This is a genomic window from Paraburkholderia diazotrophica, from assembly GCF_038900755.1.
GTDB lineage: Bacteria > Pseudomonadota > Gammaproteobacteria > Burkholderiales > Burkholderiaceae > Paraburkholderia > Paraburkholderia diazotrophica_A.
The window spans coordinates 107,382-118,544 of record NZ_JBBPEN010000015.1 but is presented as its reverse complement, the minus strand read 5'-3'; the positions used below and the strand labels follow the sequence as shown (position 1 = coordinate 118,544).

The 11,163-nt window shown below is 63.7% G+C and carries 11 protein-coding genes; 6 read left to right on the top strand and 5 right to left on the bottom strand.

Annotated features, from left to right (window positions below):
- The first annotated feature begins 662 nt into the window (after positions 1-662).
- A complete protein-coding gene (locus AABE10_RS31810; RefSeq protein ID WP_012402098.1) occupies positions 663-866 on the top strand; it encodes a cold-shock protein in 204 nt (67 codons plus the stop codon).
- Between the two features lie 93 nt (positions 867-959).
- Here the strand turns inward: AABE10_RS31810 and AABE10_RS31805 are convergent, their stop codons facing one another.
- Positions 960-2,228, bottom strand: a complete 1,269-nt coding sequence (locus tag AABE10_RS31805; RefSeq protein ID WP_342937075.1) for an Hsp70 family protein — start codon at positions 2,226-2,228, stop codon at positions 960-962.
- A gap of 271 nt (positions 2,229-2,499) precedes the next feature.
- Between AABE10_RS31805 and AABE10_RS31800 the strand changes: the two genes are divergently transcribed.
- Complete coding sequence (locus tag AABE10_RS31800) at positions 2,500-3,969, top strand: MFS transporter (RefSeq protein ID WP_342937074.1); 1,470 nt, start codon at positions 2,500-2,502, stop codon at positions 3,967-3,969.
- A gap of 70 nt (positions 3,970-4,039) precedes the next feature.
- Here AABE10_RS31800 and AABE10_RS31795 read toward each other — a convergent pair whose 3' ends face one another.
- Complete coding sequence (locus AABE10_RS31795; protein WP_342937073.1) at positions 4,040-4,633, bottom strand: nitroreductase family protein; 594 nt, start codon at positions 4,631-4,633, stop codon at positions 4,040-4,042.
- Positions 4,634-4,888: 255 nt separating this feature from the next.
- On the bottom strand, positions 4,889-6,175 hold the full coding sequence (locus AABE10_RS31790; RefSeq protein WP_342937072.1) for an MFS transporter: 1,287 nt from the start codon (positions 6,173-6,175) through the stop codon (positions 4,889-4,891).
- Positions 6,176-6,334: 159 nt separating this feature from the next.
- On the opposite strand from AABE10_RS31790, the gene AABE10_RS31785 reads away from it, so the two are divergent.
- Both AABE10_RS31785 and AABE10_RS31780 read left to right on the top strand, forming a co-directional pair.
- Entirely contained in the window at positions 6,335-6,967 is a 633-nt protein-coding gene (locus tag AABE10_RS31785; RefSeq protein WP_342937078.1) for a TetR/AcrR family transcriptional regulator, read from the top strand.
- A gap of 49 nt (positions 6,968-7,016) precedes the next feature.
- Entirely contained in the window at positions 7,017-7,598 is a 582-nt protein-coding gene (locus AABE10_RS31780; protein ID WP_342937071.1) for a DUF1415 domain-containing protein, read from the top strand.
- 21 nt (positions 7,599-7,619) lie between these two features.
- Here the strand turns inward: AABE10_RS31780 and AABE10_RS31775 are convergent, their stop codons facing one another.
- On the bottom strand, positions 7,620-8,450 hold the full coding sequence (locus AABE10_RS31775; RefSeq protein ID WP_342937070.1) for an SAM-dependent methyltransferase: 831 nt from the start codon (positions 8,448-8,450) through the stop codon (positions 7,620-7,622).
- 404 nt (positions 8,451-8,854) lie between these two features.
- Between AABE10_RS31775 and AABE10_RS31770 the strand changes: the two genes are divergently transcribed.
- Positions 8,855-9,175 (top strand): DNA-binding protein, encoded by a 321-nt coding sequence (locus AABE10_RS31770; protein WP_342937069.1) that lies wholly within the window; start codon positions 8,855-8,857, stop codon positions 9,173-9,175.
- 128 nt (positions 9,176-9,303) lie between these two features.
- On the opposite strand, the gene AABE10_RS31765 is transcribed toward AABE10_RS31770, so the two are convergent.
- A complete protein-coding gene (locus AABE10_RS31765; RefSeq protein WP_090871832.1) occupies positions 9,304-9,519 on the bottom strand; it encodes a DUF1059 domain-containing protein in 216 nt (71 codons plus the stop codon).
- 318 nt (positions 9,520-9,837) lie between these two features.
- Here AABE10_RS31765 and AABE10_RS31760 point away from each other — a divergent pair, with 318 nt between their 5' ends.
- Positions 9,838-11,109: a TIGR03862 family flavoprotein gene (locus AABE10_RS31760; protein WP_342937068.1), complete on the top strand. Its 1,272-nt coding sequence runs from the start codon at positions 9,838-9,840 to the stop codon at positions 11,107-11,109.
- Positions 11,110-11,163 lie beyond the last annotated feature (54 nt).

The window sequence follows — 11,163 nt, the reverse complement described above, 5'->3', positions numbered from 1 at the left end:
ACGCGCAGATCGCGGCAGGACCTGCGATCTTGGCCGCCTTCCAGGCGCCGAACAGCCAGCCCGATCCGATGATCGAGCCAAGCCCCGTCAGCATCAGCGCGAATGGGCCGATGTGCCGTTGAATAGAACTTTTCACGTCTTCTCCTGTGTCGACGGGGGTCAGGCATTAGCGCTTGCTCCCGCCCCATGCAAGATGGTTACTGTCTGAAAGCACGCCGATGCCGCGTGCCACGAGAGACGGCTGGAGCTCATCCAAAAGACTAGGGCATACGGCGGGCGGGCGCGAGTCCGGGTTGCAGGTTATGCAAGGTGCAACCGGTCGCGCGCGGGGCGTAGTTTAACGGTTGCACCGCGCGATTGCAGTCAAAAACCGTAAGCGCCCTATAAAAAAATCAAGAACATAGCAAGCTTTGTAAGACAAACCGTGCTGCGCTGATATCCCCGTCTTATATGGGGATTTAAAGATTGCGGTTGACCTTCTCTCGAAATGCCCGTATAAAGGACAGGCAGGATTTCAAGCGGCGAGTGAATTGGTCTTTCGTAGTTCGCCCATCAACGGTACTCCGGTTGGTCCCATTACCCTTCCTTGATTTTCATGCACCCTCGGGCTACGGCCTTTATTTCGGCTTCGGCCTTGTTCACCATTTTTAGGAAAAAGTAATATGGAAACCGGTACCGTCAAGTGGTTCAACGACGCAAAGGGCTTTGGCTTCATCACGCCGGACGCAGGCGGTGAAGACCTGTTCGCGCATTTCTCGGAAATCCGCGTCGAAGGCTTCAAGACGCTGCAGGAAAACCAAAAGGTTACCTACGACGTCAAGACGGGCCCGAAGGGCAAGCAAGCCGCTAACATCAAGCCGGCCTAAGCTTCGCCTCCTTCTGGAACGCAAAAAACCCCGCCTTGGCGGGGTTTTTTGTTTATTGCCCGAAGCGATTGACGGCGCGCGGTCTGAAAATCTTTACCGGAATAGACGTCGCGCGTGAATGCCCAAACCCGTCGCGACACTGGCGAGCCGATCGCCGAAAACAGGACGCGCATCGGGAAACGCCGCCGCCAGTGCGCCCGACAGAAACGCGAGCCCGGTCGATCCCCCCGTAAAATACAGAGCGTCGACCTCGCGCGGCGCGACGCCCGCCCGTTGCACCGTTTCGCGCGCCGCCTGCACGATGCGCAGCGTCTCGTCCTTGCCGGCCGCGATCAGTTGCGCTTCGTCGAAAGCAAGGCGCAAGTCCTCCTCGACGATCTCCAGATCGATCAGCGTCTCGCCGCCAGCCGCGACGCCGATCTTCGCTTCCTCCGCGTGCGCCGCGAGCGCATGGCCAAAGCGCTGCTCAACGACACGCATCAGCCGGTCGTGATGGCGCGTGTCCGAGTAAAGGTGCCGCATCAGCCCCAGTTCCGACACGCGCTTCGGCGTGTAAATCGTGTTGATCAGATGCCACGTCGCGAGGTCGAAATAGACGCGGTTCGGCACTTCGCGGCCTTCGGGATCGAGCGACTGATAGCCGAGCTCCCGCAGAATCGTCGCCAGCTCGACGCGCCGGTCGAAATCCGTTCCGGCGACGTGCACGCCGTGGTGCGCCAGCACGTCGTCCTTGCGCTCCAGACGCGTCATCCGCTCCGGGCCGACGCGCACCAGCGAGAAGTCCGACGTGCCGCCGCCGATATCCGCGACCAGCACGAGCCCCTCCTGCGTCAGATGCGCTTCGTAGTCGAACGCGGCTGCGATCGGCTCGTACTGGAAGTGAATCTCCTGCAGCCCGACCGAACGCGCCGCCGCTTCCAGCTGCTGTTGAGCGAGCAGATCGGCGCGCGGATCGTCGTCGACGAAAAAGACCGGGCGCCCGAGCACCACGCGGCTGATCGACGTGCCCGCCGCCTGCTCCGCGCAGCGCTTCAGATGCGTGACGAAGATCGCGATGACGTCCGTGTACCTGATCGCGCTGCCATCGCCGAGATCGGTCGTGTTCTCGGCGAGCGGCGAGCCGAGAATGCTCTTCATCGAGCGCATCAGACGGCCGTCGAAGCCGTCGATATACGCCTCCAGAGCCGCGCGGCCGTACTCACGCGTGTTTTCGTCGGTGTTGAAGAAGACGGCGGTGGGCAGCGTCGTGTACGCGCCTTCAACGGGCGCCAGCTTCAACACAGCCTGTTCAGTCGACGGGCCGCCGACCGGGACGGCAACTGCCGAGTTAGACGTGCCGAAGTCAATCGCGCAATAGGTCATGGCAGTAAACGCCGCTCGCGCTGGCGCGCACAGAAAGAGGACGGGCTTTGTAACATGAAAGCGGTGACACCATCAACCGACAACGACCCCGACAGCATCCGTTAGCGCGCCGCCGATCTGGCAGGCCTCGCGGAATGCGACTTGCTCTATCGAAGGGTCGCGTCACGCACGGATCAGTCCGACAGGATACCCCGTCGGATTGCCGGCTTGCAGAACCTTCCGATCACTCGACGGATCACATTCGAACATACAGGAGACTTCAGGAGACTCGATGGAGGAATCCTCCGCGGCCACGCTTCGCAGCGACTCGACGACCATCGTCGAGACCGATCTGCCATCGCGACTCGACCGCTTGCCCTGGGGGCGCTTTCACACGCTGATCGTCGTCGCGCTTGGCGTGACGTGGCTGCTCGACGGGCTGGAGGTGACGCTCGCGGGCTCGGTGGCGAGCGCGCTGAAGTCGAGCGCGGTGCTGCGCCTCTCGAACGCGGACGTCGGCCTCGCGGGCAGCGCCTATATCGCCGGCGCGGTGCTGGGCGCGCTCGGCTTCGGCTGGCTGACCGACCGGCTCGGGCGGCGCAAGCTGTTCTTCATCACGCTCGCGCTCTATCTGGCGGCCACGGCGGCGACGGCTTTTTCGTGGAATCTCGCGAGCTTTCTCGTCTTTCGCTTTCTGACGGGCGCGGGCATCGGCGGCGAATACACGGCGATCAACTCGACGATCCAGGAATTCACGCCCGCGCGCGTGCGCGGCCACACCGATCTCGCGATCAACGGCACCTTCTGGATCGGCGCGGCGCTGGGCGCGTTCGGCTCGCTGGTCCTGCTCGATCCGCATCTGCTGCCCGGCGACTGGGGCTGGCGCGCGTGCTTTTTCATCGGCGCGGCGCTCGCGCTGGCGATTCTGCCGATGCGCGTCTGGATACCCGAAAGCCCGCGCTGGCTGCTCACGCACGGCGAAGAAAAAGAGGCGCGCTCGATCGTCGAAGGCATCGAAGCACGCTTTCGCGCTGACAATCACACACTCGCGGACGACGGCCTGAACCGCCTGCGCCTGCGGGCTCGCGAGCGCACGACGCTGCGCGAGGTTTTCCATACGCTGTTCATGCTGCACCGGCGCCGCGCATTGGTCGGGCTGTCGCTGATGACGGCGCAGGCGTTCTTCTACAACGCGATCTTCTTCACCTACGCGCTCGTGCTGACCGACTTCTATCACGTGCCGGGCGAACACATCGGCTGGTACATCCTGCCTTTCGCGTTCGGCAATTTCACGGGACCGCTGTTGATCGGCAGGCTGTTCGACGTGATTGGCCGCCGCAAGATGATCGCCGCGACGTACGCGCTGTCGGCGATCCTGCTGACCATCAGCGGCTATATGTTCGAAAAGGAAATGCTCTCCGTGACGACGCAGACGATCTCGTGGATGGTGATTTTCTTTTTCGCTTCGGCGGCAGCGAGTTCCGCGTATCTGACCGTCAGCGAATCGTTCCCGCTCGAAATCCGCGCGCTCGCGATCGCGGTGTTCTATGCATTTGGAACGGCGCTCGGCGGCATTGCGGGTCCAGCCTTCTTCGGCCGGCTGATCGATACGCACCAGCGCAGCGAAGTCTTTTCCGGCTATCTGGTCGGCTCGGCGCTGATGCTCGCCGCCGCGCTGATCGCCGCGATCTGGGGCGTCGACGCGGAACGGCGGTCGCTCGAAACCGTCGCGACGCCGCTGTCGGCCATCGACGGCGAGTAATCGCACGCCCATGAAAAACGCGGCCCTCGGGCCGCGTCGGGTCATCGCGCGAAAGCGATTCGCGGATCGATCAGAACGCCTTGTTCCACGCACCCGCATAGGCGATGTCGCCGAGTGGCAAACGCGCGCGCACCGACTTCTCTCGCTCACGCAGCACGGGGTCGAGCTTGTCGATATCGCCGTAGTGCGCAAGCGAAATCATCGCGATCACTTCGACGTCGTCGGGCACCGCGAACGCCTTGCGGAATGCGTTCACGTCGAAGCCGCTCATCTGATGCGCGGCGAGCCCGAGCGCGTGCGCCTGCAAGACCAGCGACATCGCCGCCGCACCCGCGTCGTACGGCGCGCAGCGGTTCACGTCGCCCTTCGACGTCAACGTGTGCGTCGTCACGCAGATCAACACCGGCGCATTCGCGTTCCAGGCCTGGTTGAACGGCACGAGCGTATCGAATGCTTTCTTGTACGCGACTTCGTCCGTCGAGCGATCGAACACGACGAAGCGCCACGGCTGCATGTTGTACGACGAAGGCGCCCAGCGCGCCGCTTCGAGGACCGCGCGCAGATGCTCGCGGCTCATCGGCTCGCTCGAATACGCGCGCGGACTCCAGCGGCCGGCGATCAGTTCATGAATGGGAACGTCGGTGGGTGCGGGTTTGTTGGTCATGCGCATCTCTCGGTCGAAATTCATGAAGGGCGGGCCGTAGCCCGAGGGCCCACTAGAATAACCGAGGTGTCCCGATCCCGCTTCGCTCTCTTCGCGCGTCGTGCAGATGCAGATCGCGCGAGCGCATCAGAAAAGCGCGCCGCGGCTTTTCCGCTGCGACGCGCGGTGCGGTGGATCGAAACGGTGCTTCTGCGTCGAAACGCGGCGCCTGAAAAGCGAGGCGGGAGCACGCGAGCGGACGCCGCGACGCAAGCGTCAGATGGCCGCCTGGCTCGCCACCCGGCGTTCGCCGCGATTGATCCGCAGCACGATGATCGACGCGACGATGCACAAGCCGCCCGAGATCATCGACGCAACCGTGTACGTACCGAGGCTCGCGCGCAGCAAGCCCGCGCCGAGCGCCGCGAACGCCGCGCCGAGCTGATGCCCCGCGACGACCCAGCCGAACACGACGGGCGCCGACTCCTTGCCGTACACATCGGTGGCGAGGCGCACGGTCGGCGGAACGGTGGCGATCCAGTCGAGGCCGTAGAACACGGCGAAAAGCGGCAATCCGAAAAAGTCGATGCCGAACGCGTGCGGCAGATAGATCAGCGACAGGCCGCGCAGCCCGTAGTACCAGAACAGCAGCACGCGGGCATTGAAGCGGTCCGACAGCCAGCCCGACAGCGTCGTGCCGAACAGATCGAAGATGCCCATTGCCGCGAGCAGCGATGCACCCTGCACTTCCGTCATCCCGTAGTCGCCGCACATCGCGATCAGGTGCGTGCCGACGTAGCCGTTCGTGCTCGCGCCGCAAATGAAGAAGCTGAAGAACAGCAGCCAGAAGTCGCGCGTCTTGCTTGCGGAGGCCAGCGTGCCGAATGCGATTGCAAGCGGGTTCTGCTTGCTCATGTCGGACCGGATGGGCGCGTCGGCAGGCGAGCCATACGGACGCAGCGCCATGTCGGCGGGACGCTCCGGCAGCAGGAACGCGACGAGCGGCAGCACGACGGCCGCGGCCGCCGCGACCGTCCACACGACGGGCCGCCAGCCGTGATGCTGCGCGATCGCCGCGAGCAGCGGCAGGAACACGAGCTGGCCTGTCGCCGAACTCGCGGTGAGTATGCCCATCACGAGACCGCGATGCGTCGTGAACCAGCGGTTGACGACCGTTGCCGACAGCGTCAGCGCCGCCACGCCCGTCGCGCCGCCGACCATCACGCCCCAGACGAGAATCATCTGCCACGGATGCGTCATCAGCGACGACAGGCCGACGCCCGCCGCCATCGTGCCGAGCGCCGCCAGAATGGTCGGGCGCACGCCGAAGCGCTGCATCGCCGCCGCCGCAAACGGACCCATCAGGCCATACAGCGCGATATTCACCGAAATCGCCAGTGAGATCGTTGCGCGGCTCCAGCCGAAATCGTGTTCGAGCGGGACCATCATCACGCTCGGCGTCGCGCGCGTGCCCGCCGCCGCGAGCAACACCAGAAAGACCACCGCCACGGCCAGCCAGCCGTAGTGGAAACGCCCGCCTATCACTCTTGCTGCCCAGTTCATCGGTTCTCCAATGGGTTCGCTCTCCGTACCCGACGCATCGCGGCACGGATTCTTACCAGCTTCGTAAAAGACTTGTGAACGATCTGTCACAATCGGTCTTGCGATGTTAGTTACAGATCGGTAACATGTCAAGGCGTCTTACTCGTGGATCACAAGACCATGGCCCGTTCCGACACCACCCAATCCGCGCCGAGCCGCCGCACGCAGACGGCCGGTTCCGAAGCGCAACAGCATCTGCTACGCGCCGCCGCCGACCTGTTCTACCGGGAAGGCGTGCGGGCGGTCGGCGTCGATGCCGTCGTCGAGCGCGCGGGCGTCAACAAGATGAGCTTGTATCGCCAGTTCTCGTCAAAGGACGATCTGGTGGTCGCGTATCTGGAACAGTCGGACCGGCACTTCTTCAAGCGCTTCGACGAGAGCATCGCAAAACATCCCGGTGAGCCGAAAAAGCAGATCGCTCAGTATTTCGAGGACCTGGCGGGACGCGCATCGAAAGATGACTATCGCGGCTGTCCGTTCGTCAATGTGTCGGCGGAATTTCCGGACCCATCGCATGCGGCCCGGCTGTGCGTGCTGAACAACAAGACCAGGCTGATGCAGCGGTTGAACGAGCTTTGCGCCGCTGCGGGCGCGCGCGATCCGGGCGAACTGGCAAACGCGCTCGCGCTGCTGATCGAAGGCGTTTATGCATCGAGCCAGACGTACGGCCCGGGCTGCGGACCGATCAAGGTCGCGCCGCTCGTCGCTGCGCAGCTTGTCGCACAGGCATGCGGAGAGGCGCCGGTAAAATAGCGCTTTGAATTTCGCGGTTTGAACGCCGCTTTACCGCCCGCCTCGCACCATGTCTCCGACGCCCGCCGAATCGCACGACACCAGCCACGACGCTATTCTCGACGCCACTCGCCACTGGCTGACACGGGCCGTCATCGGGCTGAATCTGTGCCCGTTTGCGAAAGCGGTGCACGTGAAGAACCAGATTCGCTATGCGATCAGTGAAGCAACGGAAATGGAAGGCGTGCTCGCCGACCTGGAAACGGAACTACGCGCGCTGGCGGAATCCGATCCCGCCGATATCGACACGACGCTGCTGATCATCCCGCACGCGCTCGCTGATTTTCTCCAGTACAACGACTGCCTGTTCTTCGCGGACCGGATGCTGAAACAGTTGCGACTGGAAGGCACGCTGCAGATCGCGAGCTTTCACCCGCATTATCAGTTCGAGGGCAGCGGCCCCGACGATATCGAGAACTACACGAATCGTTCGCCGTGGCCGGTGCTGCATCTGCTGCGTGAAGCGAGCATCGAGCGCGCGGTCGACGCGTTTCCGGACGCCGCCGAGATCTACGAACGCAACGAGGAAACCATGCGCCGCCTCGGCCCGGACGGCTGGCGCAAGTGGATGAGCGAACGGGCGAAAGACTGACGGGCTAACGCCCGCCGCATCTCAAGCCTCGACGTAGAAACGCTCGCGCAACTCGCCGATGCCGAGCGTTTCCATCACTTCATTGAGCCGTTCCGTCGGACGACGGCGCGGCAAGTCTTTATAGGTCGCGATGATCAGCTCGTTCTTCATCGAGTGCTCCCAGCCGACCAGTTCCGTCACGTTCACCTGATAGCCGTGCGCTTCCAGTTGCAGGCAGCGAAGCACGTTGGTGATCTGGCTGCCGAACTCGCGCGTGTGCAGCGGATGTCGCCAGATCTCCGTCAGCGCGTTGCCGAGCGATTTGCCCTTGTTCTTGCGCAGCACGCCCGCCACCTCCGCCTGGCAGCACGGCACGACGACGATGTACTTCGCGTGCTTCTCCAGCGCGAAGCGGATCGCGTCGTCCGTGGCCGTGTTGCACGCGTGCAAGGCCGTGACAATGTCGACGTTCGCCGGCAGTTTGTCCGAAATAATCGACTCTGCCACGGAAAGATTCAAAAACGACATGCCCTTGAAGCCGAGGCGCGCGGCAAGCTCTTCGGATTTCGTCACCAGCTCTTCGCGCGTCTCAATGCCGTAAATGTGCGAGTTATCCCGCAGTTCCTTGACGAACAGGTCGTAGAGAATAAAGCCAAGGTAGGACTTGCCCGCGCCGTGATCGACGAGAGTCAGCTCTCCCTTCGTCTCTTTCAGGTCCTGGAGCAGCGGCTCGATGAACTGAAACAGGTGATAAACCTGCTTCAGCTTGCGGCGGCTGTCCTGGTTCATCTTGCCGTCGCGGGTCAGGATATGGAGTTCTTTCAGCAGTTCGATCGACTGATTGGGACGGACTTCGTAAGTTTTGCTGGACATCGAATGAACGCGCCACCGATCGCATCTCGAACGTGCGTCAGGCGACGGAAAAAGGGAAAAGTGTCTGTCAGTTTACCCAAAGCGCGGTGGACGGTCCCGGTTCTTCCGCGTCGATGGCGATACCGCGCCCTGCCAGGAACAGTTCGTGCGGCAAAGCGGCTGACTCTGGACCTGCCGGCCGGCGCGTCGCAATGCAGGAATTGTCTGTCGCGGGCCCGAGGCGAGCCGTAAGGTGTGCGCGAGGGCCGCGGGACGCATGACAAGAGACAAGCGACCGGCCGCTGCGGCGTCGAAAAACCGCCGGTACGCGTGGGGAGGTCGAATGGCAACATGGTTCGAACGTTACGTAACCTGAAGTGCGCCGGGACTGCAACGAAGCGCGCTCGGATCTCATGAGGCGGCAAATGGATATGACACCCAACGGAAACGCCGAGCGCAAGTTTCAGGAGCTCATGGCGAAACTGCTGGCCACGCCCGAATGGACGGAAAAGCAGCAGCTGGAACTCGAAATGGCGCGCGACATCTCGGTCGAGATGTTGCATCTCGCGGAAGCCATGCGCGACGGCAGCGTCGATCTCGAGACGTGCCTGACGCTGCTCAAATACGCGAAAGTGCTGGACTTCGTGATGACGACACTCGCGTCGCGTCGCGACATCAAACCTCAGACGCTGCGCGTGATCTTCAAGCTCGCGGGACTCAAGGTCGACGAAGCCTATCCCGGCTGAGTCCGTCACCGGCTGCGCGGCACGTCGCGCAGCCGCTTGCTTGTTGCCTGCGGCCCGCTTGCGGCTGCACGTGCTTCTCGCCAGGCCGGCGCGGCGATCCGACGCCGCACCTGAGTCCACACATACCGCTATGCAGCGGCGGCGGGCCCGCCGAGCGGCGGGGTGCCATCGTGGAACATCGACTTCAATTGCTCGCGCAGTTCTGGCGTATCGCTGTGCTTGTGCGCTTGGACTGCGTGTCCGACGGCGGCTTCGAGCAGCTCGCTTTCCGAATCGGCGGATAGTGCGACGGTGCAGTTGATGTCGCTCGGGAATTCGCGGCAATCGATGTATTTGCGACCCATGACAGTCTCCTCAGATCAAAAATATCGCGCGCAACGCGTGCGCTGGCGCGGCCTCGCCGTATCGACTGGCGAAGTTGCGGGCAGCGGCGAATGCGTGAGTTGTGCGCGACAGGGCGGCGCGGAATGCGCCGCAACGGAAGGGATGTGAGAAAAGTATAGGTCGCGCGCGAGGCCGCGCGGGGCCGCTGCGAACTCGCTTCGGGTTTGCCGCGAACTCGCTGCGGGTTTGCCGTGCTTCCAGGCCGGTGGGACAATACCGGCCTTCGCGCCGCGCGCCGTGCCCCGCTTTTCCATTCACTCCTTCACCGCCTCAAGCCGATGTCGAACTCGCCCGATCACGTCCAGGATCACGTCCGCGTTGCCGTTATCGGCGGCGGCCCAGCCGGGCTGATGGCCGCCGAAGCGCTGGCGCGCGGCGGCGTGCGCGCCGATGTATACGACGCGATGCCGTCCGTCGGCCGCAAGTTTCTGATGGCGGGCAAAGGCGGCATGAACATCACGCACTCCGAGCCGATCGAGCCGTTTCTCGATCGTTACGGCAAGCGCCGCGCGGACATCGCGCCGCTGCTCGACGCGTTCGGACCGCATGCGCTACGCGCGTGGCTCGACGAGCTTGGCGTCGAGACGTTCGTCGGCAGCTCCGGGCGCGTGTTTCCGGCCGGCATGAAAGCCGCGCCGATGCTGCGCGCGTGGCTGCATCGGCTGAGGGAATCGGGCGTGCACTTTCATATGCGGCACAAGTGGATAGGCTGGTCGTCTTCGTCCGATAACGCGCGCAGCCTGCGCTTCGCGACGCCCACAGGCGAGCAGGACATCGCCGCCGACGCCGTAGTGCTCGCACTGGGCGGCGGCAGCTGGGCGCGTCTCGGCTCCGATGCCGCGTGGGTCGCGCTGATGAAAGAACGCGATGTCCCCGTCGCGCCGCTGTTGGCCGCGAACTGCGGCTTCGACGCCGACTGGAGCGACTACTTTCGCGAGCGCTACGCGGGCCAGCCGGTGAAGCCGGTGTCGATCAGCGTCGAAGGCGTGGACGGCGTTGTCCAGCATCGACAAGGTGAGTTCGTCGTGACGTCGACGGGCATCGAAGGGAGTCTCGTGTATGCGCTTTCCTCGACGATTCGCGACCGCCTGCTCGCTGAAGGCGAAGCGACGATACGGCTCGATCTCGCGCCTGGCTTGACGGCGCAGCGCGTGATCGACGAAGTGACACGGCCGCGCGGCTCGCGCTCGATGTCGAGTCATCTGCATAGCCGTATCGGCATTACGGGCGTGAAGCTCGGCTTGCTGCACGAATGCGTGTCGAAGGACGATTTCTCCGATGCCGTAAAGCTCGCCCACGCGATCAAGTCGCTCGCGCTGCGGCTCGCGCGCACTCGCCCGATCGACGAAGCGATCAGCAGCGCGGGCGGCGTTCCGTTCGAAGCGCTCGATCGCGCGCTGATGGTCAAACAGTTGCCCGGCGTGTTCTGCGCCGGCGAGATGCTCGACTGGGAAGCGCCGACGGGCGGCTATCTGTTGACGGCCTGTTTCGCGAGCGGCCTCGTCGCGGGGCGCGGCGCGCTGGACTACGTCGAGGCGTCGAAGCGCTGAGCCTTCGCTCGCTTGCGGCCGCTTTTGCCTGTTGCGGACGCTTGCGCAATCAGC

Excerpts from the sequence above, each read along its gene's own strand:
- AABE10_RS31785 (WP_342937078.1), top strand. The coding sequence starts at position 6,335 with ATGGCCCGTTCCGACACCACCCAATCCGCGCCGAGCCGCCGCACGCAG.
- AABE10_RS31800 (WP_342937074.1), top strand. The coding sequence starts at position 2,500 with ATGGAGGAATCCTCCGCGGCCACGCTTCGCAGCGACTCGACGACCATC.
- AABE10_RS31805 (WP_342937075.1), bottom strand. The coding sequence starts at position 2,228 with ATGACCTATTGCGCGATTGACTTCGGCACGTCTAACTCGGCAGTTGCC.
- AABE10_RS31810 (WP_012402098.1), top strand. The coding sequence starts at position 663 with ATGGAAACCGGTACCGTCAAGTGGTTCAACGACGCAAAGGGCTTTGGC.
- AABE10_RS31765 (WP_090871832.1), bottom strand. The coding sequence starts at position 9,519 with ATGGGTCGCAAATACATCGATTGCCGCGAATTCCCGAGCGACATCAAC.
- AABE10_RS31795 (WP_342937073.1), bottom strand. The coding sequence starts at position 4,633 with ATGACCAACAAACCCGCACCCACCGACGTTCCCATTCATGAACTGATC.
- AABE10_RS31790 (WP_342937072.1), bottom strand. The coding sequence starts at position 6,175 with ATGAACTGGGCAGCAAGAGTGATAGGCGGGCGTTTCCACTACGGCTGG.
- AABE10_RS31760 (WP_342937068.1), top strand. The coding sequence starts at position 9,838 with ATGTCGAACTCGCCCGATCACGTCCAGGATCACGTCCGCGTTGCCGTT.
- AABE10_RS31780 (WP_342937071.1), top strand. The coding sequence starts at position 7,017 with ATGTCTCCGACGCCCGCCGAATCGCACGACACCAGCCACGACGCTATT.
- AABE10_RS31775 (WP_342937070.1), bottom strand. The coding sequence starts at position 8,450 with ATGTCCAGCAAAACTTACGAAGTCCGTCCCAATCAGTCGATCGAACTG.
- AABE10_RS31770 (WP_342937069.1), top strand. The coding sequence starts at position 8,855 with ATGGATATGACACCCAACGGAAACGCCGAGCGCAAGTTTCAGGAGCTC.